The organism is Pseudomonas sp. ABC1 (genome assembly GCF_013395055.1).
GTDB lineage: Bacteria > Pseudomonadota > Gammaproteobacteria > Pseudomonadales > Pseudomonadaceae > Stutzerimonas.
The window spans coordinates 1,735,128-1,760,424 of the sequence record NZ_CP058349.1 but is presented as its reverse complement, the minus strand read 5'-3'; the positions used below and the strand labels follow the sequence as shown (position 1 = coordinate 1,760,424).

Below are 25,297 nucleotides of genomic sequence, written 5' to 3'. Positions count from 1 at the left end.
TACGTTCATGTCCCCGTGCTAGAGCCTTTCCAGGGCTGTTACAGAATGCGCCCACGCGCATCATGTCTCAGGTCTGGTACAGTCGTCGTGACATTTTGTCGCAGAACCGATGCCGGAGCCCTGGCTGTTTCCGGTGGGTGGAGTGGTGGTCTTATGCAAAGAAATCCTCTGGAGCAGCACGTACGCAATGTACTGACTGCGACTCGCGGGCAGCCCATGGGCAGCGGCCCGGGCAGTGATCCATCGATCACTCGCTCCTGGCTGCGTTGCCTGGACGAGCACCACCTCGACCCGTCCCTGGCCGCCGAGACCCGTGTGCTGGAATTCGGCCGTCTGCAAGAGAGCCGCGAGCGCATGCGCCAGGTGCTGGATATCGCCAGTGCCGAGATGAACAGCCTGCACCGGCAACTCTCCGGCGCCGGGCACGCGGTGCTGCTGACCGATTCACGCGGGGTGATCCTCGACTGCGTGAGCGCCGCCACCGAGCGCCAGACCTTCGAGCGGGCCGGCCTCTGGCTGGGCGCCGACTGGAGCGAGGCCAGCGAAGGCACCAACGGCATCGGCACTTGCCTGGTGGAGCGCCAGCCGCTGACCATCCACCAGAGCGAGCATTTCTATAGCCGGCATACCGAACTGACCTGTTCCGCCAGCCCGGTGTTCGACCCGTTCGGCGACCTGCTGGCGGTGCTGGACGTGTCCTCGGCACGGCAGAACGTGTCGCGCCAGAGCCAGTTCCATACCACGGCGCTGGTCAGCCTGTCGGCCAAGGTGATCGAGAGTGGCTACTTCCTGCAGAGTTTCGATGACCAGTGGCTGCTGCGCTTCCATGTCCAGTCCGGCGCGGTCGGGTTGTTCAGCGAAGGCTTGCTGGCGTTCGATGAAGACGGGCGTATCTGTGCGGTGAACCAGGCCGGGCTGAATCTGCTGGGGCATACGCGCTCGGTCCTGCTGGGCAAGGCGCTGGAGGAGGTCTTCGACTGTGCGCTGGACGAGATCATGGGCCGTGGCCGGCTGGATGCGCGCACCAGTTGGCCGTTGCACACTCGCAGTGGCCAACTGCTGTTCGCGGTGGTGCGTGGCCAGTCGGCCGTGCGCAACGGTCCGGCGCCGGTAGCTCCGCTGGCGCCGCCGCGCACGGCGGGTGAAACCTTCTGCCTGGGCGATGCGCGCCTGCAAGAGGACCTGCGCAAGGCGGTGCGGGTGCTGGAGCGGGATGTGCCGCTGCTGATCAACGGCGAGACCGGCTCCGGCAAGGAGGCGTTCGCCAAGTCCGTGCACAGTGCCAGTTCGCGCCGTGAGCGGCCTTTCGTGGCGCTCAACTGCGCGGCGATTCCGGAGAGCCTGATCGAGAGCGAGCTGTTCGGCTACCGCGACGGCAGCTTCACCGGTGCGCGCAAGGGCGGCATGCGCGGGCGCCTGCAACAGGCCGATGGCGGCACGCTGTTCCTCGATGAGATCGGTGATATGCCGCTGGCGTTGCAGACCCGCCTGCTGCGGGTGCTGGAGGATCGCCTGGTGGTGCCCATCGGCGGCGAGCCGCAGTCCATCGACGTGCGCATCATCAGCGCCACGCACCGTGACCTGCTGGCACGGGTGGCGGATGGTTCGTTCCGCGAAGACCTCTATTACCGCCTGAACGGCCTGGAAATCATGCTGCCGGCCCTGCGCGAGCGACAGGACAAGGGGCAACTGCTGGATGCCTTGCTGGTCGAGGCAGGAGGGCACGGCCTGCACCTGTTGCCGGATGTGCGCCAGGCGCTGCTGGCGTTCGAGTGGCCGGGCAACGTCCGCCAACTGCGCACGGTGCTGCGTACCCTGGTGGCGTTGTGCGACAGCGATTGCATCCGTTTCGAGGACTTGCCCGCCGTCATTCGCCAACAGACCCGCCCCGTTTCACCGACGGCCTCCTCGACGCAAGCGCCGCTGGAGCAGGCCGAGCGCCAGACACTGCTCGATGCCCTGGCGCAGCAGAACTGGCATATGGGGCGGGTTGCCGAGCAACTGGGCGTCAGCCGCAATACGCTCTATCGCAAGCTGAAAAAGCACGGCATCAGCAAGGGCGCCGCCGACGCCAGGAGAACCCCTGACGAGGGCGGGGCAGCTCGCGTCCTTGACGCCTGAGGCCGTCCTTCCTCAGCGCGCGGCACGCAGCAGGCGCAGGCCGTTGAACACCACCAGCAGGCTGGCGCCCATGTCGGCGAACACCGCCATCCACAGGGTTCCGGAGCCGGCCAGGGTCAGCACCAGGAACACCGCCTTGATGCCCAGCGCCAGGGTGATGTTCTGCACCAGTACGCGGTGAGTCTGGCGTGACAGGCGGATAAACAGCGGCAGCTTGCGCAGGTCGTCGTCCATCAACGCCACGCCGGCGGTTTCGATGGCGGTGTCGGTGCCCGCCGCGCCCATGGCGAAGCCGATGTCGGCGCGGGCCAGGGCCGGTGCGTCGTTGATACCGTCACCGACCATGCCGACGCGTTGCCCCGAGGCTTGCAACTGTTCGATACGTGCCAGCTTGTCTTCCGGCAGTAGGTTGCCCTGGGCATCGTCGATGCCGGCCTGGGCGGCGATGGCGGCAGCGGTGTGAGGGTTGTCGCCGGTCAGCATCAGGCTGCGCACGCCCAGGCCGTGCAGTTCGGCGACCGCTTCGCGGCTGGTTTCGCGGATGGCGTCGGCGACGGCGAACAGCGCCAGCGGGCCGCTTTCGTCGAGCAGTGCGATGACCGTCTTGCCCTGGCGCTCCAGCGCGTCGAGACGCGCCTCCAGTTCCTTCGAGCACAGGCCAAGCTCTTCCACCAGGCGGTGGTTGCCCAGGTGCAGGGCGTGCCCCTGCACGTCGCCACGGCTGCCGCGACCGGCGATGGCGGTGAAGTTTTCCACGTTCTCCAGTACCAGCCCGTCAGCCTGTGCGGCGCGGGCCAGTGCCTGCGACACCGGGTGGTCGGAGCGTGCCGCGAGGCTGCTGGCGAGCACACGCAGTTGCCGCTCATCGCCACGCAGGGCTATGAAGTCGGTCTGGCGCGGCTGGCCGTGGGTCAGGGTGCCGGTCTTGTCCAGGGCGACCCAGGCCAGTTGCCGGCCCATCTCCAGGTACACGCCGCCCTTGACCAGGATGCCCTGGCGCGCGGCGGCGGCCAGGCCACTGACCAGCGTCACCGGGGTGGAAATCACCAGCGCACAGGGGCAGGCGATCACCAGCAGCACCAGGGCGCGGTAGACCCAGTCGAGCCAGAGGCCGCCGAACAGCAGCGGCGGCAGGACGGCGGTGAGCAGGGCGATGGCGAACACCGCCGGGGTGTAGATGCGCGAGAAGCGGTCGACGAAGCGCTGGGTCGGTGCCTTGGCGTTCTGCGCGCTTTCCACCGCGTGGATGATGCGTGCCAGCGTGCTGTCATCGGCCTTGCGCGTGCTGCGGTATTCCAGCTCGCCCTCGCCGTTGATGGTGCCGGCGAACAGGGTGTCGCCCGGCTCCTTTTCCACTGGCAGGCTTTCCCCGGTGATCGGCGCCTGGTTGACGCTGGAGCGTCCGGCGAGCAGTTCGCCATCCAGCGCGATGCGTTCGCCAGGGCGTACCTGGACCCGCGTGCCGGGTTCGACCTCGGCGGCGGCGATGTCCTGCCAACGCTCGTCGCGCCAGACCCGTGCCTGCTGCGGCGCCAGATCGAGCAACTGGCGGATCGCCTGGCGGGCGCGCTCCAGCGAGCGGGCCTCGATCACTTCGGCGATGGCGAACAGCACGGCAACCATCGCCGCCTCCGGCCACTGGCCGATCAGCAAGGCGCCGGTGACGGCGATGCTCATCAGGGCGTTGATGTTGAGGTCGCGGTTCTTCAGCGCGATCAGGCCCTTGCGGTAGGTGGGCAGGCCGGCGGCGAGAATCGCCAGGATCGCCAGCGCGGCCACCAGCCAGGCCGGGCCGAACTCGAACCATTCGCAGACTTCCGCCGCCAGGGCAGCCACGCCACCCAGCGCCAGTGGCCACCAGGGTTTGGCTGCGGGTGCGGCCGCCGGGCTGGCGCCATCGACCGGCTCGGCCTGCATGCCGAGGGCTGCGACCAGTTTCTGCAGCGGCTCGATATCGGTGAAACGATGGCGTACGCGCAGTTCGCGCTGCATCAGGTTGAATTCCAGCGCTTCGATTTCCTCGCGTTTGCCGAGGGCGTCGCGCAGCAGGCGCTCTTCGGTCGGGCAGTCCATCGCCTCGATGCGCAGGCGCGTCCAGCGTGCCTCGCCCGTGCTGCCGCCGACATCGGGCGTTGGCTGTTGGGGCGGTGTGTGGCAGTGGTTGCAGCAGTTGTCCTGGCTCATGGCGGGGCTCCATTGACGAGATGACGCTGATTGCACACCCTGTAGCAACTACAGAGTCAAGCGATGGAGTGAAGCGGATGAAAATTGGCGAGCTGGCTCGGCGTACTGGATGCCCGGTGGAAACCATCCGCTACTACGAACGGGAAGGGCTGCTGCCGGCGCCGGCACGCAGCGAGGGCAATTACCGGCTGTACACCAGTGCCCACGTCGAGCGCCTGGCCTTTATCCGCCATTGCCGCTCGCTGGACATGACCCAGCAGGAAATCCGCCACCTGCTGGCCCTGCGCGACCACCCGGAGGCCGATTGCGGCGAGGCCAATCGCCTGATCGACGAGCATATCCGCCACGTCGAGTTGCGCATCGAAGAGCTGCGCGCCTTGCAGCAGCATCTTCTGGAGCTGCGCAGCCATTGCCAGAGCAGCGGCAGCTCGGGGCAATGCGGCATCTTGCGCGAGCTGGAACAGGCCGCGCCGCCCAGTCCGGTCGAAGCGGGTTGCTCGGGGCATGTGCCGGGTGTGCATGGGCGTTGACGCTCAAGCCAATGGCCCCTCTCCCGCTTGCGGGAGAGGGCTGGGGAGAGGGTGCTTGTGATTGCCCCGATGCCGGTCACTGAGCAGGACCTTCCGCCGCCTGCTCGGTCATTAGTGAAGGCTTATGAACCAGGTAGCCGGTTGATCTCCACCGTGACATGAGCCAGTTCCTCATGCACGCCCAGGCGCTGGCGCACGCTGTCGGCGTCCAGGCGGGCGCTGGTGGCGAGGCTGAGCAGGCAGGCGTACTGGTCCTTGCTCACACGCCAGAGGTGCAGGTCGGTGATGCGGGCAGGTTCCGGCAGTTCTGCGATGACCTGGCGCACTTCCTCCACCACTGGGGCGTCCATTTCCGCATCCAGCAGCACGCGCGAGGTATCACGCAACAGCCCTTTGGCCCACAGGCCGACCAGTACGGCGCCGACCAGGCCCATGGCCGGGTCGAGCCAGGCCGCGCCCCAGAGCTTGCCTGCCAGCAGGGCGATGATCGCCAGGACCGAGGTGGCGGCATCTGCCACGACATGCAGGTAGGCGGAGCGCAGGTTGAGGTCCTGGTGGTGTCCGTGGTGATGGTGATGGTGATGGTGATGGTGATGGTGATGGTGATGGTCGTGCTGGCTGTGATCGTCGCGCAGCAGCCAGGCGCACAGCAGGTTGACCAGTAGCCCGGCGATGGCAATGGTAATGGCCTGGTCGTAGAAGATCGGGCCGGGGGTGAGCAAGCGCTGCACTGACTGGAAAGCCATCAGCAGGGCAACGCCCACCAGCAGAATGGCGCTGGTGTAGCCGCCGAGGATTTCGATCTTCCAGGTGCCGAAGGCGAAGCGGCGGTCGTTGGCCAGGCGCCGGGCCGCGGCATAGGCCAGCAGCGAGAGACCGAGGGCCAGTACATGGGAGCTCATGTGCCAGCCGTCGGCGAGCAGGGCCATCGAGTTGAAGTACCAGCCGCCGGTAATCTCCAGCAGCATCATCAGCGCCGTGAGGGCCACGGCCAGGCGCGTCTTGCGCTCGGCGCCGGGGTTGCCCTGGTGGAACTTGTGCGTGTGTACCCAGTGTTCCGAGCCTTGGGTGGTCATGGGTATCATGCTCCGGATGGAATGGCCTGAATACTATACCCCAGTATACTAAGTGAGGAAAAACGATGGCACATACCCTGAAAGGGAAGAAGCAACTGCTGACGCGGATACGCCGGATCAAGGGCCAGGCCAGTGCCCTGGAGACGGCCCTGGAGCAGGAAGCGGAGTGCCTGGCGGTACTCCAGCAGATCGCCGCGATCCGTGGTGCGGTCAATGGGCTGATGGCGGAGGTGATGGAGGGGCATATCCGCGAACACCTGGGGGCAGAGCACCTCAGCGCCGAAGAGCGCCAGGACGATGCCGACCAGATCGCCGCGCTGCTGCGCTCCTACCTGAAGTGATGGCCTGCATGGGGCTCAGGGCGCAGCCTACGCCTCGGCCTTCAGCCCCATGCCCTGGCGGTTGGCCACCGCGGCGGCGGCGGTGCGGGTTTCCACGCCGAGCTTCACGTAGATGTGTTCCAGGTGCTTGTTCACCGTGCGCGGGCTGAGGCCGAGGATTTCGCCGATGTCGCGGTTGGTCTTGCCGCAGGCCACCCAGTGCAGCACTTCGAGTTCGCGCCCGGTCAACTGGAAGCGCTCCACCAGCGCCGCGTCGATATCCGCCTGGGCCGGCGCTGTGGCGGCATGCGCCGAGGCCTCGCGGGCGGCCTGCAAGGTGCGTGCGGTGCGCAGGTGGGCGGCGATCCGCGCCAGTACCTGCTCCGGCTGGATCGGCTTGGTGACGTAGTCGATGCCGCCGGAGGCGAAGCCGCGCACGACGTCCTCGCTGTCGGCCAGGGCGGTCATGAACACCACCGGGACATCCTCGAAGGCCGCCTCCGCCTTGAGCTGGCGGCAGGTGGCGAAGCCGTCCAGGCCCGGCATCATGCCGTCCAGCAGGACGATATCCGGCTTCAGCCGGCGCATGCGTTCCAGCGCACTCTGGCCGTCGAGGGCCACCAGCACCATGTAGCCGGCCTGCTCCAGGGCGCTGGAGAGCAGGGCGAGGTTATCCGGCACGTCGTCGACGATCAGTACGATGTCTTGTCTCACAGGGTCTGTTCTCCGGTCGTTGGCGTCCGTTCCGGGGTGGTGGGTGCGGCCTGGTCGAGCTGCCTGGCCAGTTCGTCGAGGCGAAAGCCCTTGGCCAGCGTCTGCAGTCTTTCCAGTGCCTCGGCTTGGCGTGGGTGGTCCGCCCGCAGTCGTTCCAGGCCTTCCAGTACGCCGCGCACATGGCCCAGTGCCAGGGACTGGCGCAGTGCGTGCAGCGCCTCGGCGGGCAAGGCCAGGGTGGTCGGCTCGGCGGGGCTGTCGTGTTCGGCGGCGAGCCATTCCAGGTGCAGATGTCGCTTGAGCTTTTCCAGCAGGCGCGGTGTGTGCACCGGCTTGGCCAGGTAGTCGTCGCAGGCGTCGCTGTCCGGGCCGTCGGTGAAGGCGTTGGCCGAGACGATGATGATCGGTGCCTGCGAGCCGACAGAGCGGCGGATCAGCCGGCTGGTCTGTCGGCCGTCCAGATGCGGCATCGACAGGTCCATCAGGATCAGGTCCGGGTTGTGCAGAGAGACCTGGCTCAGGGCCTCCTGGCCGTTGCTCGCCAGGTGCATCTCGAAGCCCAGCGGGCCGAGCATGGCGGCCAGCACCTGGCGGTGTTCGAGGTGGTCGTCCACCACCAGGATGCGCTTGCGCGGCCCCTGGTAGCCGACGATGTCGTGTTCTTCGTGCAGCAGCGCCTGGGGTACGCGCACTTCCGAGAGGAACAGGCGCACACGGAAGCGGCTGCCCTGTCCGGGCGTGCTGTGCAGCGAGAGTTCGCCGCCCATCAGTGCGGTGAGCATGCGCGTGATGGTCAGACCCAGGCCCAGCCCCGAGTCCTGGCGCAGCGGGTCGCCGCGTTCGAAGGGCTGGAACAGTCGCTCGGCCTGCTCTTCGGGAATGCCGATGCCGGTGTCGGCGACTTCGAACGTGGCCGTCTCGCGCAGGTAGCTGACGCGCAGGCTGACACTGCCCAGGTCGGTGTAGCGCACGGCGTTGCCAAGCAGGTTGATGAGGATCTGCCGCACGCGCTTCTCGTCGCCGCGCACCACGGCCGGAATCCGCCCCTCGCTGGACAGGTGGAAGGCCAGGCCCTTTTCCTCGGCCTGGGGCGCGAACATCTGGCGCAACTGTTCGAGGAATTCCGCCAGGGGAATCTCCGTCGGCTCCAGCGACAGCTTGCCCGCTTCGATGCGCGCCACGTCGAGCAGGCCATCGATCAGCGACAACAGGTGCGAGCCACTGCGCTGGATGGTGGCCAGCGCCTCGCGGTGGCGCGGGGCGATGTCGCGCTCGCGCTGCAGGATCTGCGCATAGCCGAGGATGCTATTGAGCGGGGTGCGCAGCTCGTGGGACAGCCCGGTGACGTAGCGGCTCTTGGCGGCGTTGGCGGCCTCCGAGGCCTCCTTGGCTTTTTGCAGGGCCTCGTCGGTCTTGCGGTGGGCCTCGATCTCCTGCATCAGCAGGGCGGTCTGGCGGTTCGATTCCTCCTGGGCGACGTGGCGGCTCTCGCGGGTCAGCACCACCCACCAGGCCAGCGCGGCGGCGAACAGCGACAGCAGCAGGAAGGCCTTGAGGAAACCCTGGTAGAGAATCTCCGCCGCGCTGTCCTGCAGGTCCTGGGCGACCTGCCCGTAGATCAGCGCCAGGGCGCAGGACAGCAGCACCACGATCACCGCCAGCACGCCCAGGTAATGCGCCAGCCGGGTGTGCAGGCGCGGCACCGAGCTGTACGGCAGCAGCCAGCGCACGAAGTCCTCGAACTGCGCCACCAGCCGCGCCCGTGGCTTGCAACTGTCGCCGCAGCGTGCGTCCAGCGAACAGCACAGCGAGCAGATCGCCGCCGAGTAGGCCGGGCACATGGCCATGTCCTCGCGCTCGTAGGCGTTGCTGCACAGTACGCATTGCAGGGTGTTCTGCTGCGGATGCAGCAGTTTCAGCGTGCTGACCCGCGCGGTGTAGTAGCGCCCCTTGGTGTACCAGGCGATCAGTGGCGCACAGAGCAGTGCGGCCAGCAGCGCCACCACCGGCGAGGCCGCCTGTGCCAGGGCGCCGAACAGACCGAGGTGGGCGAGCACCGATAGCAGCGAGGCGATCAGCATGGCGCCGACACCGACCGGGTTGATGTCGTACAGGTGGGCGCGCTTGAACTCGATATGTGCCGGCGACAGGCCGAGCGGCTTGTTGATCACCAGGTCGGCGACCAGTGCGCCGATCCAGGCGATGGCCAGGTTGGCGTAGAGCCCGAGCACCTGCTCGATGGCCTCGAACACCCCCAGCTCCATCAGCATCAGCGCGATCGCCACGTTGAACACCAGCCACACCACGCGGCCCGGGTGGCTGTGGGTGACGCGGGCGAAGAAGTTCGACCAGGCCAGCGAGCCGGCGTAGGCGTTGGTCATGTTGATCTTCACCTGGGAGACGATGACGAACAGCACCATGGCGCCCAGCGCCCATTGTGGCGAGGCGAACACGTAGTTGAAGGCCACCAGGTACATCTGCGTCGGCTCGGCGGCGCGCTCGATGGGGACTTCGTGTTGCAGCGCGAGAAAGGCGAGAAAGGCGCCGGCGAGCATTTTCAGTGCACCGGGAATGATCCAGCCCGGCCCGGCCATGAGCAGTGCGCTCCACCAGCGAAGGCGGTTTTCGCGGGTCTTTTCCGGCAGGAAGCGCAGGTAGTCGACCTGTTCGCCGATCTGTGTCACCAGGGCCAGCGCCACGGTGCAGGCTGCACCGAAATGCAGCGGATTGAACACGCCGGCATCGCCTTCGCGCCCGGCGAAGCCGGTCCAGTCGCCCAGTGCGCCGGGGTTCCTGGCGATGACGAAGACGTACGGCAGCACCAGTAGGAACAGCCACAACGGCTGCGTCCACATCTGCAGGCGGTTGATCAGGGTGACGCCATAGGCCACCAGCGGCACGATGCCCAGCGAGCAGATGACGTAGGCCAGCGCCAGCGGCAGGTCGAAGTACAGCTCCAGCGCCAGGGCCATGATTGCCGCTTCCAGGGCGAAGAACAGGAAGGTGAAGCTGGCGTAGATCAGCGAGGTGATGGTCGAGCCGATGTAGCCGAAACCGGCGCCACGGGTCAGCAGGTCCATGTCCACACCGTAGCGGGCCGCGTAGTAGCTGATCGGCAGGCCGGTGAGGAAGATCACCAGGCTCACCAGCAGGATCGCCCAGAGCGTGGTGGTGAAGCCGTAGCTCAGCGCCAGGGTCGCGCCGATGGCTTCCAGCGCGAGGAACGACACCGCTCCCAGCGCGGTGTTGGCGATGCGCCATTCCGACCACTTGCGGAACGACGTGGGGGTGAAGCGCAGGGCGTAGTCCTCCTTGGTCTCGTCGGCGACCCAGGAGTTGTAGTCGCGACGGATCTTGACGATGCGCTGGGGGCTGCTGGGTTGCACGGCGGTTTCCTGCTCGGTCGTATGGGGATTGTCGAAGCAAGTTCCATTCCCCTCCCGCGCCGGGTGGATACGTCAGATGACGTACCCGCCTACGTCATGCTGCGTATACCGGTAATCACCCCGTCGCTCGCATGCTGGTGGCGAACCGGAGCGGATCACGCCCGGACCAACCAGCACAGGAGCAGGACGATGCAATCAAGACTGACGGGAGTGAGAAAAATACTTCCACGGCGTCTGGCACTGGGTGCCGCGACCGTGTCACTGGTGGCGGCCAGTGTGTTCGGCCAGGTCGCCCTGGCCGACGCCGTGAATACCACGGGGCTGGCAGTGACCGATACCGAAGTGGTGGTCGGCCAACTGCACTCGGCCACCGGCACCATGGCCATCTCCGAGACCGGTTCGATCCAGGCCGAGCGCCTGGCCATCGAGCAGATCAATGCCTCGGGTGGGGTGCTCGGGCGGCAGATCCGGGTGATCCAGGAAGACGGTGCCTCGGACTGGCCGACCTTCGCCGAGAAGGCGCGCAAGCTGCTGGTCGGCGACAAGGTGGCGACCGTGTTCGGCTGCTGGACCTCGGCCTCGCGCAAGGCGGTGTTGCCGGTGTTCGAGCGGGAGAACGGGCTGCTCTACTACCCGACCTTCTACGAGGGCCTGGAGCAGTCGAAGAACGTCATCTACACCGGCCAGGAAGCGACCCAGCAGGTGCTCGCCGGCCTCGACTGGATCGCCAAGGAGAAGGGCGCCAAGACCTTCTACCTGATCGGCTCCGACTACATCTGGCCGCGCACCTCGATGAAGATCGCGCGCAAGCACATCGAGAACGTGCTCGGTGGCAAGGTGGTCGGCGAGGACTACTACCCGCTGGGCAACACCCAGTTCGGCTCGCTGATCAACAAGGTCAAGCTGAAAAAGCCTGACGTGGTCTTCGCTGCCGTGGTCGGCGGTTCCAACGTCGCCTTCTACAAGCAGATGAAGGCCGCTGGCGTCACCGCCGACAAGCAGAACCTGCTGACCATCTCGGTCACCGAGGACGAACTGCTGGGCATCGGTGGCGAGAACATGACCGGTTTCTACGCGTCGATGAAGTACTTCCAGAGCCTGGACAACCCGAACAACGCCGCCTTCGTCGAGGCCTTCAAGGGCAAGTTCGGCAAGGATTCGGTGATCGGCGACGTGACCCAGGCCGCCTACCTCGGACCCTGGTTGTGGAAAGCCGCAGTGGAGAAGGCGGGCAGCTTCGACGTGGACAAAGTGGTCGCGGCCTCGCCGGGCCTGGAGCTGACCACGGCGCCGGAAGGCTACGTCAAGGTGCATGACAACCATCACCTGTGGAGCAAGACCCGCATCGGCCAGATCCAGTCCAACGGCCAGTTCAAGGCGGTCTACGAGTCCGACCTGATCGAACCCAATCCTTTCCCGGAAGGCTACCAGTAACAGCAGTGGCGAGCGGCAAGCTTCAAGCGGCAAGTGGAACGTATCCCGCTTGATGCTTGTGGCTTGGCGCTTGCGGCTTCTTGCGAGGATTTTCCTATGGAATGGCTATCGGAATTCGGCGCCATCGCCGCCATGCAGGGGTTCAACGGTCTTTCCGTATTCTGCGTCCTGCTGCTGATGGCGCTGGGGCTGGCGATCATCTTCGGGCAGATGGGGGTGATCAACATGGCGCACGGTGAGTTCCTCACCATCGGCGCCTACACCACCTTCGTGGTGTCCACGCTCACCGAGCAGTATGCACCGGCCTTCGGGCCCTACTATTTCTTCCTGGCCATCGCGCTGTCGTTCCTGATCGCCGGCGCGCTGGGCTGGCTGGTCGAGTGGGCGATGATCAGCCGGCTCTACCAGCGTCCGCTGGACACCCTGCTGGCCACCTGGGGCCTGTCGCTGGTGATGCAGCAGGCGTTCCGCTCGATCTTCGGCGCGCGTGAAGTCAGCGCCACCCTGCCGGAGTGGCTGATGGGCTCGTGGACCCCCACCGAAGCCATCGACATTCCGCGCAACGGCCTGTTCGTCATGGGCCTGACGCTGCTGCTGACCGCCACCGTGTTCCTCATGCTGTACCGCTCGCGCTGGGGGCTGCAGGTGCGTGCCACGGTGCAGAACCGGGTGATGAGCCGTGCCGTGGGGATCAACACGCGGCGGGTCGACCGCATGACCTTCGCCCTCGGTTGCGGCATCGCCGGCGTGGCGGGCGCGGCCTTCACCACAATCGGCTCGACCGGGCCGACCGCCGGTTCGCTGTACATCGTCGACACCTTCCTGGTGGTGGTGTTCGGTGGCGCGTCCAGCCTGCTCGGCACCATTGCCTCGGCCTTCAGCATCGCCCAGGCGCAATCGATCATGGAGTTCTTCATGAGCGGTTCGATGGCCAAGGTGCTGACCCTGTCGGCGGTGATCCTGATCCTGATGATGCGTCCGCAAGGGCTGTTCTCGACAAAAGTCCGCAAGTGAGGTGGCGCAGATGAATCCGACACTCGACAAACTGCTCGGCGGCCGCCAGGGCGCCATCGGCCTGGCGGTGCTGGCCGCGCTGGTGCTGCTGGTGTTCCCGCTGGCACTGGACGCCTTCCGCCTGAACATGGTCGGCAAGTACCTGAGCTACGCCTTCGTCGCCGTCGGCCTGGTGCTGTGCTGGGGCTACGGCGGCATCCTCAGCCTGGGCCAGGGCATCTTCTTCGGCCTCGGCGGCTATTGCATGGCGATGTTCCTCAAGCTGGAAGCCTCCGACCCGCAGAGCACGAAAATCCAGTCCACCCCCGGCATCCCGGACTTCATGGATTGGAACCAGATCACCGAACTGCCGCTGTTCTGGGAACCCTTCCACAGCTTCGGCTTCACCCTGCTGGCGGTGATCGTGGTGCCGGTGGCGCTGGCGCTGGTGATCGGCCTGGCGATGTTCAAGCGGCGCGTCGGCGACGTGTACTTCTCCATCGTCACCCAGGCCATCGCGCTGATCCTCACCGTGCTGATCATCGGCCAGCAAGGGCTGACCGGCGGCGTCAACGGCATCACCGACCTGAAGACCCTGCTCGGCTGGGACATCCGCAGCGACGCGGCGAAGACCCTGCTGTATTTCGTCAACGCGCTGTTGCTGTTCGGCTGCATCCTGCTCGGGCGCTTCATCCTGTCGTCCAAGCTGGGCCGGCTGCTGATGGCGATGCGCGACAAGGAGGAGCGGGTGCGTTTCTCCGGCTACGACGTGGCCAGCTTCAAGATCTTCGTGTTCTGCGTCGCGGCGGCCTTCTCGGCCATCGGCGGGGCGATGTTCACCTTGCAGGTGGGCTTCATGTCGCCGACCTTCGTCGGCATCGTGCCGTCCATCGAGATGGTCATCTTCGCCGCCGTCGGCGGGCGCATGTCGCTGCTCGGCGCGGTGTATGGCGCGCTGCTGGTCAACTACGGCAAGACCTACTTCTCCGAAACCTTCCCCGAGCTGTGGCTGTACCTGATGGGCGGGCTGTTCATCGTCGTCGTCATGTACATCCCCAACGGCCTCGCCGGCCTCTGGCAGAGCCATGGGCGGCACTGGCTCGCCCGCCTGCCGGCGCGTCGCGGCAGCGTATCGCCCGCCCACGAACAGGAGCACAGACCATGAGCGCAGTCGGTTTCCAGATGCCAAAACCGGTCCTGGCCATCGAAGGCCTGACCGTTTCCTTCGACGGCTTCAAGGCGGTGGACGACCTCAACCTCTACATCGACCGCAACGAAGTGCGGGTGGTGATCGGCCCCAACGGCGCCGGCAAGACCACGGTGCTCGATCTCATTTGCGGCAAGACCCGCGCCACCGCCGGCAGCATCCAGTTCGAGAACCGCGAACTGACGAAGATGCGCGAGTACGACATCGTCCGCGCCGGGGTCGGGCGCAAGTTCCAGAACCCCTCGATCTACGAGAACCTGACGGTGTTCGAGAACCTGGAAATGTCCTATCCGGCAGGGCGCACGGTGTTCGGCGCGCTGTTCTTCAAGCGCAGCGTCGAGGTGCAGACGCGGGTCGAGGAGGTGGCGCGCGAGATCATGTTGCACGAGCACCTGCACCAGCAGGCCGACCTGCTTTCCCACGGGCAGAAGCAGTGGCTGGAGATCGGCATGCTGCTGATGCAGGACCCGCAGTTGTTGATGCTCGACGAGCCGGTGGCGGGCATGAGCGTGTCGGAGCGGGTGGCCACCGCCGAACTGCTCAAGCGCATCAGCCAGGGCCGTTCGGTGCTGGTCATCGAGCACGACATGGAGTTCGTCAAGCGCATCGCGCACAAGGTCACGGTGCTGCACCAGGGCAAGGTACTGGCCGAGGGCAGCATGGAGGCGGTGCAGAGCAATCCCAAGGTGATCGAGGTGTACCTGGGGCATTGATCCCGTGGCCCTGGGCTACCGCCCGCTACGCAACGGTGCGCAGGGCGCACCCTACGTTGGAGTGACATTCATGTTCCAGATCAGCAACCTCGCCTCCGGCTACGGCCAGAGCCAGATATTGCACGGGCTCGATCTCGCGGTGGCGAAGAAGGAAATCGTCGCGGTGATGGGCCGCAACGGCATGGGCAAGACCACGCTGTTCAAGAGCCTGATGGGCATCCTGCCGCAATGGAGCGGGCAGATTCGCGTCGACGGGAAGGACATCTCCACCCAGGAAACCCAGCAGCGGGTCGCCAGCGGTGTGGCCTACGTGCCGCAGGGGCGGATGATCTTCGGCCAGATGAGCGTGCTGGAGAACATCCAGACCGGCTTGCCGGCCAGTGCCGGCGGGCGTGTGCCGGACGATCTCTACGCGCTGTTCCCGGTGCTCTACGACATGCGCTCGCGCAAGGGCGGCAACCTCTCCGGCGGCCAGCAGCAGCAACTGGCGATTGCCCGTGCCCTGGCCACCAATCCCAAGGTGCTGCTGCTGGACGAGCCGACCGAGGGCATCCAGCCGTCGATCATCAAGGACATCGCCCGCAGCCTGAAGGAAATCCGCGACATGCGCGACCTGACCATCATCGTCTCGGAGCAGGTGCTGTCCTTCACCCTGGAGATCGCCGACCGCTTCCTGGTGATCGAGAAGGGCCGCTTCGTCGTCGAGGAAACCCGCGACAAGGTGGATGAGGCGAGTATCAGTCGTTATCTGTCGGTGTGAGGTTTTTCCCTCTCCCTGGCCCTCTCCCGCAGGCGGGAGAGGGGACTGACCAGTGCTGGGCTCAAGCCTTGCTGCTACCTCTTTCACTCATGACTGAGGGTGCTGTGCGCTCTGCTCCCCTCTCCCATTCATGGGAGAGGGGCTGGGGGAGAGGGCCGCTTTCCCGTTCCCGCGAAAAATCCCCGCAAGCCCCATGGAGTCTGGCTCCCAGGCATACGTCATCCAACGTATTTGCCGAATCATCCCCGCGTCCGAGACTGGCTCCGTACCCCGGCATACCGATGGCCGGCATCCCTCACAGGTCTCAGGAGTTCATGTCATGACCGAAACCTTGATCAAGGTCGACCTCGACCAGCCCGCCACCCAGAACGAACAGGTCCACAACCGCTGGCACCCGGACATTCCCATGGCCTGCTGGGTCAACCCGGGCGATGACTTCATCCTCGAAACCTACGACTGGACTGCGGGCGCCATCGCCAACGACGACAACGCCGAGGACATCCGCGACGTCGACCTGACCACCGTCCACTACCTGTCCGGGCCGGTCGGTGTGCGGGGCGCCGAGCCGGGCGACCTGCTGGTGGTCGACCTGCTCGACCTCGGCGCCAAGGAGGAAGCGCCCTGGGGCTTCAACGGGTTCTTCTCGAAGAAGAACGGCGGTGGTTTTCTCACCGACGAGTTTCCCCTGGCGCAGAAGGCCATCTGGGATTTCCAGGGCATCTACACCAGCTCGCGGCATATCCCCGGCGTGCGCTTCGCCGGGCAGATCCACCCCGGCCTGATCGGCTGCCTGCCGTCGCGGGAGTTGCTCAATACCTGGAACGAGCGTGAACTGGGCCTGATCGGCACCGACCCGCAGCGCGTGCCGCCGCTGGCCAATCCGCCGTTCGCCGCCACCGCGCACATGGGCAAGCTGACCGGCCTGGCCCGTGACAAGGCCGCCGCCGAAGCGGCGCGCACCGTGCCGCCGCGCGAGCACGGCGGCAACTGCGATATCAAGGACTTGTCGCGTGGCTCGAAAGTCTACTTCCCGGTCTATGTCGACGGTGCCGGGTTGTCGGTAGGCGACCTGCACTTTGCCCAGGGTGATGGCGAGATCACATTCTGTGGCGCCATCGAGATGGCCGCCGGCTGGGTGCACATGAAGGTCGAGCTGATCAAGGGCGGCATGGCCAAGTACGGCATCAAGAACCCGATCTTCAAGCCCAGCCCGCTGGTGCCCAACTACAACGACTACCTGATCTTCGAAGGTATCTCGGTGGATTCCAGCGGCAAGCAGCACTACCTGGATGCCAACGTCGCTTACAAGCAGGCCTGCCTGAACGCCATCGAGTACCTGACCAAGTTCGGTTACTCACCGGCGCAGGGTTACGCCATCCTCGGTTCGGCGCCGGTGCAGGGGCACCTGAGCGGCGTGGTCGACATTCCCAACTCCTGCGCCACCCTGTGGCTGCCGACGCAGATCTTCGACTTCGACATCAACCCCAGCGCCGCCGGCCCGATCAAGCACCTGGACGGCAGCATCGACCTGCCCATCGCCCAGGACAAGTGATGCCCGCGCGCACGGCCGCACAGCGTGCGCCGTGCGCACCGGTCTTTCCGAGGAGAGTGCTGATGCCCATTTATGAATACGACTGTCCGGCGTGCGGTGACTTCACTCTGCTGCGTTCGCTGGCCGAGCGCGAGCAGCCCTGCGCCTGCCCGGCCTGTGGCCAGGCCAGCGTGCAGGTGATCCGCAGTGCACCGCGCACCACTAGCATGCCCGCCAGTCTGCTGCGCAGCCATGAAGTCAACGAGCGCAGCCGGCATGCACCGCAGAGCCTGGCCGAATACAAGAACAACCGCCGCCACCCGGCCGGTTGCAGTTGCTGTTCGACCAGCAAGAAGCCTGCCGCCGCCCAGGGCGAGCCGGCGCCCCTGAAATCTGCGGGCAGCCGCCCGTGGATGATCAGCCATTAACAGCAGTCACAAGCTTCAAGCGGCAAGCGGGCTGTGTTCCTGCTTGAGGCTTGCAGCTTGAAACTTGGAGCTTAGCCATGCGTCACGGTGATATTTCCAGCAGCCCCGATACCGTCGGCGTCGCCGTCGTCAACTACAAGATGCCGCGCCTGCACAGCAAGGCCGAAGTGCTCGACAACGCGCGCAGGATCGCCGAGATGATCAAGGGCATGAAACTCGGCCTGCCGGGCATGGATCTGGTGGTGTTCCCCGAGTACAGCACCATGGGCATCATGTACGACAAGGACGAGATGATGGCCACCGCCGCGACCATCCCCGGCGAGGAGACCGCGATCTTCTCCGCCGCCTGCCGCGAAGCCAGGACCTGGGGCATTTTCTCCCTCACCGGCGAGCGTCACGAAGAACACCCGCACAAGGCGCCATACAACACGCTCGTGCTGATCAACGACCAGGGCGAGATCGTGCAGAAGTACCGCAAGTGCATCCCCTGGTGCCCGATCGAGGGCTGGTATCCGGGCGACCGCACCTACGTCAGCGAAGGGCCGAAGGGCATGAAGATCAGCCTGATCATCTGCGACGACGGCAACTACCCGGAAATCTGGCGCGACTGCGCGATGAAGGGCGCCGAGCTGATCGTGCGCTGCCAGGGCTATATGTACCCGGCCAAGGAACAGCAGGTGCTGATCTCCAAGAGCATGGCCTGGGCCAACAACTGCTATGTGGCGGTGGCCAACGCTGCCGGTTTCGATGGGGTCTACAGCTACTTCGGCCACTCGGCGATCATCGGTTTCGATGGCCGTACCCTGGGTGAGTGCGGCGAGGAGGAAATGGGCATCCAGTACGCCCAGCTGTCCATCTCGCAGATCCGCGATGCACGGGCCAACGACCAGTCGCAGAACCATCTGTTCAAGCTGCTGCACCGGGGCTATACCGGCATCCATGGCTCCGGCGATGGCGACAAGGGCGTGGCTGACTGCCCGTTCGAGTTCTATCGCAGTTGGGTGCTGGACGCCGAGAAGACCCGCGAGGACGTCGAGAAACTGACCCGCTCGACCATCGGCGTGGCCGATTGCCCGGTGGGCGAGCTGCCGCATCCGGGCAAGGAGCGTTCCGTCTAGGATGCTTTCTCTTCCCTCTCCCCAGTCTTCTCCTGCAAGCGGGAGAGGGAGCAAGAGCCGTCATGCGATTGCCCCAGGAAGGAGTGCTCCATGCCTTTCGCCAACCAAGTGATCGAACACAACCGCGAGCAACTGGCCCGCGCCGCCGGGACGTTGCCGTCGCGCTTCACCTTCGACCCGGAGCAGGCGATGGCCTTGTTGCGCTCGCGCATCGTCGGCCAGGACGCGGTGCTCGATGAAATGGCCGCCATGCTGCGCGTGGTCAAGGCAGGCATCGGCGATGGCGAGCGCCCGCTGGCGGTCAACCTGTTCATGGGGCCGACCGGGGTCGGCAAGACCGAGATCGTGCGGTTGCTGGCGCAGGCCATTCATGGCCGTGCCGACGCCTTCTGCCGTATCGACATGAACACCCTGGCCCAGGAGCACTACGCCGCCGCCCTGACTGGCGCGCCGCCCGGCTATGTCGGCAGCAAGGAGGGCGCCACGCTGTTCGATATCGAGGCGATCCAGGGCAGCTTCAGTCGCCCCGGTATCGTGCTGTTCGACGAACTGGAAAAGGCCAGCCGCGAAGTGGTGCGCAGCCTGCTCAACGTCCTCGACAGCGGTCGGCTGACGCTGACGGCGGGTAATCGCAGCATCGATTTCCGTAACAGCCTGATCTTCATGACCAGCAACATCGGCGCCCTGCAGGCGTGGAACAGCGGCTGGGGGCGCATCTGGCCCGGCGCGCGACGAACCATCATGCGACGGGCGCTGCATCGGCATTTCGAGCCGGAGTTTCTCAACCGTATCGACCGTATCCTGGCCTTCCAGGCGCTGGATGACACTCGCCTGGAGGCGTTGCTGGACATCGAACTGGACAAGCTCAACCAACGCCTGGCGAAGCAAGGGCGCGCCCTGCAACTGGACGAAGCGGCGCGGCGCTTGCTGTGTGGCGCCCACGACAGCCGCTTCGGCGCCCGCGACCTGGTGCGGCGGCTGCGTACGCGACTGGAGCCGGTGTTGGCCGAGGGCTTGCTGGCGCACCCGGCGCAGACGCACTGGCGGGGCCGTGTACGCGAGGGGCGGCTGGTCGTCGAATAGGCGGCGGTCGGAAACCTGAGCCTGTTACAGCGCCCAGCCGAACACCGCGCAACTGTTGCGATAGCTGGCCTCGGCCAGTGCCTCGGGCGTGACACCCTTGATCTCTGCCAGCGCCCGGCAGATGTCCGGCAGGTACTCGGGGCTGTTGCGTTGCCCGGCACGGCCAACCGGCGGGATGTCCGGGGCATCGGTCTCCAGCACGATGGCTTCCAGCGGCAATTGTCGCAGCACCCGGTGCATGCGTTGTGCCTGCGGCCAGGTGCCGGCACCACCGAGGCCCAGGCGAAAACCCAGGCGCAGGTATTCGCGGGCTTCCTCCCAACTGCCGCTGAAGGCATGCACGATGCCGGCGCGCGGCAGGCGCTGGCGCTTGAGTGTGGCGATCATCGCCGCGTGGGCGCGTCGCACATGCAGCAGCACCGGCAGTTCGAAACGATGAGCCAGCTGTAGCTGGGCTTCCAGCAGTTGCTGCTGGTGCTGCGGATCGAGGTCCGGCAGGTAGTAGTCCAGGCCTATTTCGCCGATGGCGCACAGCTTGTCGTGCCCGTGCAGGCGCTCCAGCCAGTCAGCGAGCGCGGCCAGATGCTCGGGGCGGTGACGTGCCAGGAACAGCGGATGCAGGCCAAAGCTGGCGTAGAGCGCCGGATGGTCGCAAGCCATTTCCCAGAGCACTGGCCAGTTGTCCGCATGGACGCCCATCAGCAGCAGGCGCTCGACGCCCACGTCCAGACTGTGTGCCAGGACTGCGTCGCGGTCATGATCGAAGCCTTCGAAGTCGAGGTGGGTGTGTGTGTCGATCAGGCGCATGCACGGGCTCTCCAGTTCACATCCGCACGTTATTTCATCGCGGCCTGGCATGGAAGCGGACAAGGGATTGCCGTAACCTGAGCCGTGTCAGCGAACGGGAAGGAATTGCGAACTGCCGATGAAAACGCCGAAACGTCTGGAGCCTCTGATCGAGGACGGTCTGATCGATGAAGTGCTGCGTCCACTGATGAGTGGTAAGGAAGCAGCGGTGTATGTGGTCCGGTGTGGCGATGAGTTGCGTTGCGCCAAGGTCTACAAGGAGGCCAATAAACGTAGTTTTCGCCAGGCAGTGAAGTACCAGGAGGGCCGCAAGGTTCGTAACAGCCGTGATGCACGGGCGATGGCGAAGGGGTCCAAGCACGGTCGCAAGGAGCAGGAGGACTCCTGGCAGAACGCCGAAGTGGCGGCGCTGTTCCGCCTGGCCGATGCCGGGGTGCGCGTGCCCAAGCCTTACGACTTCCTCGATGGCGTGCTGTTGATGGAAATGATCGCCGGAGACGATGGCGATGCGGCGCCGCGCCTCAATGATGTCGACCTGCACCCGGATGACGCACGGGAATTCCATGCCTTCATGATCGGCGAGATCGTCAAGATGCTCTGCGCCGGCCTGGTGCATGGCGACTTGTCCGAGTTCAACGTGCTGCTCGACCCGGAAGGCCCGGTCATCATCGACCTGCCGCAGGCCGTGGATGCCGCGGGCAATAACCATGCGTTCGACATGCTGGAACGGGACGTCGGCAACATGGCCGCTTATTTCGGCCAGTTCGCGCCGGAGTTGAAGTACACCCGTTATGCCAAGGAAATGTGGGCGCTCTACGAGGAAGGAAAGCTCACACCACAGAGCCAACTGACCGGAGAGTTCGCCGAGGATGAGGAACAGGCCGACCTGGATGCCGTGATGCGCGAGATCAAGGCGACCCTGGCCGAGCAGGCACGGCGGGAAGCGGCGCGCAAGGATGACGACGATGGCGAGCGGGAAGTGACGCCACCCTGGATGCATTGATGGAGGCCAGCCTGCCTTGCAGGCTGGCGATCCGTGCTGATGAGTCGTATTCGGTCGTCGGTTGGATAATAGTTATTATCGTTTTTCAAGTTCGATATATGTAACGACGAGAAACTTTCTCGGTTGCGGATTAATAGTGTTATCGCCGGTAATGAAAGTCTATTTTAGAATGGCTTTCATCAACTGCGATAATTGACGATTTTATTGCCGTAAAGTTGATTATTCCTTGACTTGCAAGTTGTCGATGTGGATCCTTGGCGCCATTCAATTAGGGCACCGCTGCAAGGGGATTCACATGCAAGGGCAAGCACAAGTCATCGACTACCTCAAAGAGCTCCTGCGTGGTGAACTGGCCGCGCGTGACCAGTATTTCCTGCATTCGCGCATGTACCAGGACTGGGGCTTCGACAAGCTCTTCACCCGTCTCGATCACGAGATGGAAGAGGAAACCCAGCACGCCGATGCCCTGTTGCAGCGCATCCTGTTCCTCGAAGGCACACCGGACATGAGCCCGGAGCCGATCAACCCGGGCAACGACGTTCCCTCCATGCTGCGCAGCGACCTGGCGCTGGAGTACAAGGTGCGCGCCGCGCTGGCCAAGGGCATCGCCCTGGCGGAGCAACTGGGTGACTACCAGACTCGCGATATCCTCAAGCTGCAATTGCAGGATACCGAAGAAGACCACGCCTACTGGCTGGAGAAGCAACTGGGGCTGATCGACCGCATCGGCCTGCAGAACTACCTGCAATCCCAGGCCCAGGGCGTCTGACGATTATCCTAGGGTGCGCCGCGCGCACCGACTGGCAGATAGCGCCAGGTTACAAGAGCAACACACAGCAACGAGCGATATAAGAGCCATTCAAATGGCTACCAAAGAGCAGGCCAACGAGCCTGCCAGCAAGCAGCAAGGGTCAAAACCGTGACCTGAGCGTATCGAAGGCAGGGAATACCGGCGATACGCAAGGGATGGCACTGCCATCCCGCATTATTCGAGAGCAGGTGGGCGACGATACTTTCGCCACGCTTGCCGGGAACACGCCAGAGATCGTGATCTGGTCTGACGCTGTAAAAGAAAAGCCCACTCTCTGGAGTGGGCTTTTTGCTTTTAATGTGTGTATTCAGACCATGCGCAGACGGAAGTCATCACGTACTCTCGCCGGCGGATCTTATGGTTGTCATGGTTCCGTTATTCTTTGCGGGAGCGGTGGATGGCTTCGAAATAATTCATGTTGGACTGATTCAGTATTTTGCCTGCACGGTCAGCATATAACTGCGCGGTTCACCATATATGGATTTATATGTGGCAACGCCGTAAGGCCAGTAAACTTTGTCAAAGACATTGTTTACATTGAGACTGGCGCTCCAGTTACTGTTGATTTCGTATCGCGCAAACGCATTCCAGACGCTGTATCCGCCCTGGATTTTTTCGCCGTTTCGAATGTCCTTGCTGCGTGAGTTGACACCCCCGCCAAGTGTAAGGCCGGATAAGGCGCCCTGCAGACGGTAACTGCTCCATAGTTTCATCAGGTGTTTAGGTGTCTGGAATCCTTCACCAATTGAAATGGCTCCCCCCTCACCAGACGCGGCTCTGATAATTTCTGTGTGAGTGTAGGTATAGCTTGCTGCGGCCTGCCAATTTGGCAGTAGTTCGCCGCTGACCTCTGCATCGAAGCCACGAGTGCGCTTATGCCCAGTATTGACATAGCATTCGCCACCAAGCGGGTTGCCGGGGCAGACATTGTCATAGGGCGGCTCTTCGATTTGGGCGGTATTTTCCAGATCTACTTGATAGATGGCGAAAGCGGTATTCAGTTGACCTCCGTAGAGTTCGCCCTTGATGCCCAGCTCGTAGTTGGTGCCTTCTTCATGAGTGATCAGGCTACCGCTACGGGTGTAATAGCCCCACTGGGGCCTGAAAATATCGGCATAGCTGGCATAGGCCGACCATTCTGGCGTCAACGCATAGATAAGGCCTGCATAAGGTGAAAATTCATTACCGACATGGCCGCTGCTGGAGGGCAGGTAGTTTCCATCATTTTCATAGGCTTCATGGTCGTACCAGGAGGTGCGTCCACCGATAATGGCAGTCAGGTCTTCCGTCAGCTTGAAGTCCATCTTTCCATAGAGTCCATGGGAGTTTGATTCTCGATAGCTACGTGGGGCTGACAGCACCGCATGGATAAAGTCCTGCATCTGCCCGGTTTCTGGCCAACTGCTCTTGGGGTCGAAGTTTGTCCAGTCATAATCGAAATTGAAATCTCCTCGATAGGAAGCAAGGCTTGAGCCGGCATAATCCCATTTTTCATTACTGGCATTTGCCCCAAAAGCTATTTTATGTTCGCGCCCGAAGGCTTCGAGCGAGCCAAGGATATTTACGTCGATGCCTGATATTTTGGCTTTGCTGCCGAATACGTCAAGAAGCCCGCCTTCCACATAATTTACGGTTCTTGGCATCGCCGTCTCACTGTCCATCTCACGATGTGTTCCGGAAAAATTAAGCTGCCAGAGATCATTGAAGTTATGTTGGAGCTCTAGGAAGAGCTCCTTGTCTTCTGAATTGCTATATCCCCAATCCGGGTTGTAGAGATGTGACCTGCTGGGCTCATAGTCGGAAAGCCAGAACACGCTGCTTCTCGTGGCGTTTTCCTTGTATTTCTCATATCTGGCTCCAAGTGTGGCTTTTGTATTTGGAGCCAGATCCCATTCGAAGATGCCATAGAGCAATGGCGATTGGGATTCGGTAATACCCCAGAAGCGATCACGGTCTTCATAAGCTGCGACCAGACGGCCGCGAACCTCTCCTGAGTCAGCCAAGGCGCCGGAAACGTCTACTTCACCCCGGTAATTATCCCAAGAGCCCGTGCTTAGCGTGTAAGTGTGTCGGAAGTCGGTGGTGGGGCGTTTGCGCACTAGGTTGACGGTTCCCCCCGGGCTGCCATTGCCCAGAAGTAGTCCAGCAGCGCCCCTCAATATTTCTACACGTTCATAGATTGCAGAGCTTCCCGTAGGGCCAGTTGTGACGCCGCTTCCGTTTGTAGATGCTCCTTCGCTCAACGTGCTGGTTGGGATTCCATCCAGCATGTAGCTCGTAATCATATAGCCACGGGAAAAGTAGTTTGAGTTCCCGTTTACAGCCCCAACTGTCACGCCATCGGAGTAGCTATAAATTCCAGGTGCCTGCTCCATTACCTGGCTGAGGCTAGTCAGCCGCTGGTCTGTAATCTGCTGATTAGTAATCACTGAGACCGATTGCGGAATTTCCTTGAGCGATTGAGCGCCCTTGAGAATGCTGGCGCCTTTAGCGGCGTAAGAGCCGGTGCCCTCCGTACTTATACCTGCCGACGATAGAGTCGTGCCGGTCACGCTGGTGGCCTCCAGTTCCAGCGCTTCTTGATCTACTGTGCCGATCAGCAGTGTATTCCCCGTCCGCTGGTAAGAAAGCCCACTACCCGCCAACAAGCGCGCCAGCGCATCGCTCGCCTCCAGCTTGCCGCGCACGGCTGGCGCAGGGCGGCCCTGCACCAGGGCGGAGTCCACTGCGATGGTCAGGCCCGAGGCCTCGCCCAACTGGCGCAGGGCGCTGGCCAGCGGTTGCGCTGGAATATCCAGTACGAGCGGAGCGGCCTGGGTGGCACCGCTGGCCGCCAGTGGGATGACGAGCGCCAGGCGGCGCAGGGGGATGGGGGTGAGCATAGGCAAGGTTCCCTTGTTGGGTGATGGCAGATGCTTCACTGACGGAGAGGGCTGGCGTTTCCCTGATATGGGATGAGAATTATTTTTACGTACCGCCGCCATCGCCCTTGGAATTGAGCAAATAAGAATGGTCGAGTGTGGACCGATACCCATCGGTTGCGTGCCCTGGGTGTCGCTAACGCTCGACCCAGGCTAC

At 63.9% G+C, this 25,297-nt stretch carries 20 protein-coding genes; 14 read left to right on the top strand and 6 right to left on the bottom strand.

The features are described 5' to 3' along the window. Positions 1–153: 153 nt before the first annotated feature. The gene (locus HW090_RS07795; RefSeq protein ID WP_179112979.1) at positions 154–2,121 is read left to right on the top strand and encodes a sigma-54-dependent Fis family transcriptional regulator; all 1,968 of its coding nucleotides are present in this window, start codon (positions 154–156) and stop codon (positions 2,119–2,121) included. A 12-nt stretch (positions 2,122–2,133) separates the two neighbouring features. Here HW090_RS07795 and HW090_RS07790 read toward each other — a convergent pair whose 3' ends face one another. Then, positions 2,134–4,305: a heavy metal translocating P-type ATPase gene (locus tag HW090_RS07790; RefSeq protein WP_179112978.1), complete on the bottom strand. Its 2,172-nt coding sequence runs from the start codon at positions 4,303–4,305 to the stop codon at positions 2,134–2,136. Positions 4,306–4,382: 77 nt separating this feature from the next. Between HW090_RS07790 and cadR the strand changes: the two genes are divergently transcribed. Continuing rightward, positions 4,383–4,835: a Cd(II)/Pb(II)-responsive transcriptional regulator gene (gene cadR, locus HW090_RS07785; RefSeq protein WP_179112977.1), complete on the top strand. Its 453-nt coding sequence runs from the start codon at positions 4,383–4,385 to the stop codon at positions 4,833–4,835. Between the two features lie 122 nt (positions 4,836–4,957). Here the strand turns inward: cadR and dmeF are convergent, their stop codons facing one another. Beyond that, positions 4,958–5,911: a CDF family Co(II)/Ni(II) efflux transporter DmeF gene (gene dmeF / locus HW090_RS07780; RefSeq protein WP_179112976.1), complete on the bottom strand. Its 954-nt coding sequence runs from the start codon at positions 5,909–5,911 to the stop codon at positions 4,958–4,960. 65 nt (positions 5,912–5,976) lie between these two features. On the opposite strand from dmeF, the gene HW090_RS07775 reads away from it, so the two are divergent. Continuing rightward, positions 5,977–6,252, top strand: a complete 276-nt coding sequence (locus HW090_RS07775) for a metal/formaldehyde-sensitive transcriptional repressor (protein WP_179112975.1) — start codon at positions 5,977–5,979, stop codon at positions 6,250–6,252. A gap of 27 nt (positions 6,253–6,279) precedes the next feature. On the opposite strand, the gene HW090_RS07770 is transcribed toward HW090_RS07775, so the two are convergent. Both HW090_RS07770 and HW090_RS07765 read right to left on the bottom strand, forming a co-directional pair. After that, positions 6,280–6,945, bottom strand: a complete 666-nt coding sequence (locus HW090_RS07770; RefSeq protein ID WP_179112974.1) for a response regulator transcription factor — start codon at positions 6,943–6,945, stop codon at positions 6,280–6,282. After that, positions 6,942–10,331, bottom strand: a complete 3,390-nt coding sequence (locus HW090_RS07765) for an ATP-binding protein (protein WP_179112973.1) — start codon at positions 10,329–10,331, stop codon at positions 6,942–6,944. Before HW090_RS07765 ends, HW090_RS07770 begins: the two co-directional genes overlap by 4 nt. 189 nt (positions 10,332–10,520) lie before the next feature. Here HW090_RS07765 and urtA point away from each other — a divergent pair, with 189 nt between their 5' ends. The 9 genes from urtA to HW090_RS07720 all read left to right on the top strand — a co-directional run bounded on the left by urtA (position 10,521) and on the right by HW090_RS07720 (position 19,598). After that, positions 10,521–11,765, top strand: coding sequence for an urea ABC transporter substrate-binding protein (gene urtA, locus HW090_RS07760; protein ID WP_179112972.1), 1,245 nt, complete (start codon positions 10,521–10,523; stop codon positions 11,763–11,765). 96 nt (positions 11,766–11,861) lie between these two features. Next, a complete protein-coding gene (gene urtB, locus HW090_RS07755) occupies positions 11,862–12,779 on the top strand; it encodes an urea ABC transporter permease subunit UrtB (protein ID WP_179112971.1) in 918 nt (305 codons plus the stop codon). Positions 12,780–12,789: 10 nt separating this feature from the next. Then, positions 12,790–13,923, top strand: a complete 1,134-nt coding sequence (gene urtC / locus HW090_RS07750) for an urea ABC transporter permease subunit UrtC (RefSeq protein WP_179112970.1) — start codon at positions 12,790–12,792, stop codon at positions 13,921–13,923. After that, a complete protein-coding gene (urtD, locus tag HW090_RS07745) occupies positions 13,920–14,678 on the top strand; it encodes an urea ABC transporter ATP-binding protein UrtD (RefSeq protein WP_179112969.1) in 759 nt (252 codons plus the stop codon). Before urtC ends, urtD begins: the two co-directional genes overlap by 4 nt. Positions 14,679–14,748: 70 nt before the next feature. Further along, the gene (urtE, locus tag HW090_RS07740) at positions 14,749–15,438 is read left to right on the top strand and encodes an urea ABC transporter ATP-binding subunit UrtE (RefSeq protein ID WP_179112968.1); all 690 of its coding nucleotides are present in this window, start codon (positions 14,749–14,751) and stop codon (positions 15,436–15,438) included. A gap of 319 nt (positions 15,439–15,757) precedes the next feature. Then, complete coding sequence (fmdA, locus tag HW090_RS07735; protein ID WP_179112967.1) at positions 15,758–16,990, top strand: formamidase; 1,233 nt, start codon at positions 15,758–15,760, stop codon at positions 16,988–16,990. Positions 16,991–17,052: 62 nt separating this feature from the next. Next, the gene (locus tag HW090_RS07730) at positions 17,053–17,397 is read left to right on the top strand and encodes a zinc ribbon domain-containing protein (RefSeq protein ID WP_179112966.1); all 345 of its coding nucleotides are present in this window, start codon (positions 17,053–17,055) and stop codon (positions 17,395–17,397) included. A gap of 77 nt (positions 17,398–17,474) precedes the next feature. Next, entirely contained in the window at positions 17,475–18,515 is a 1,041-nt protein-coding gene (locus HW090_RS07725; protein ID WP_179112965.1) for an aliphatic amidase, read from the top strand. Between the two features lie 90 nt (positions 18,516–18,605). Then, positions 18,606–19,598 carry an AAA family ATPase gene (locus HW090_RS07720; protein WP_179112964.1) on the top strand — a complete coding sequence of 331 codons (993 nt, stop codon included), beginning with the start codon at positions 18,606–18,608 and terminating at the stop codon, positions 19,596–19,598. A 24-nt stretch (positions 19,599–19,622) separates the two neighbouring features. On the opposite strand, the gene HW090_RS07715 is transcribed toward HW090_RS07720, so the two are convergent. Continuing rightward, complete coding sequence (locus tag HW090_RS07715; RefSeq protein WP_179112963.1) at positions 19,623–20,405, bottom strand: TatD family hydrolase; 783 nt, start codon at positions 20,403–20,405, stop codon at positions 19,623–19,625. Positions 20,406–20,523: 118 nt separating this feature from the next. Here HW090_RS07715 and HW090_RS07710 point away from each other — a divergent pair, with 118 nt between their 5' ends. Both HW090_RS07710 and bfr read left to right on the top strand, forming a co-directional pair. Next, the gene (locus HW090_RS07710; protein ID WP_179112962.1) at positions 20,524–21,408 is read left to right on the top strand and encodes a PA4780 family RIO1-like protein kinase; all 885 of its coding nucleotides are present in this window, start codon (positions 20,524–20,526) and stop codon (positions 21,406–21,408) included. 295 nt (positions 21,409–21,703) lie between these two features. Beyond that, positions 21,704–22,177, top strand: a complete 474-nt coding sequence (gene bfr, locus HW090_RS07705) for a bacterioferritin (RefSeq protein WP_179112961.1) — start codon at positions 21,704–21,706, stop codon at positions 22,175–22,177. A gap of 470 nt (positions 22,178–22,647) precedes the next feature. Here bfr and HW090_RS07700 read toward each other — a convergent pair whose 3' ends face one another. Then, positions 22,648–25,101, bottom strand: a complete 2,454-nt coding sequence (locus tag HW090_RS07700) for a TonB-dependent siderophore receptor (protein ID WP_179112960.1) — start codon at positions 25,099–25,101, stop codon at positions 22,648–22,650. Positions 25,102–25,297: the final 196 nt, after the last annotated feature.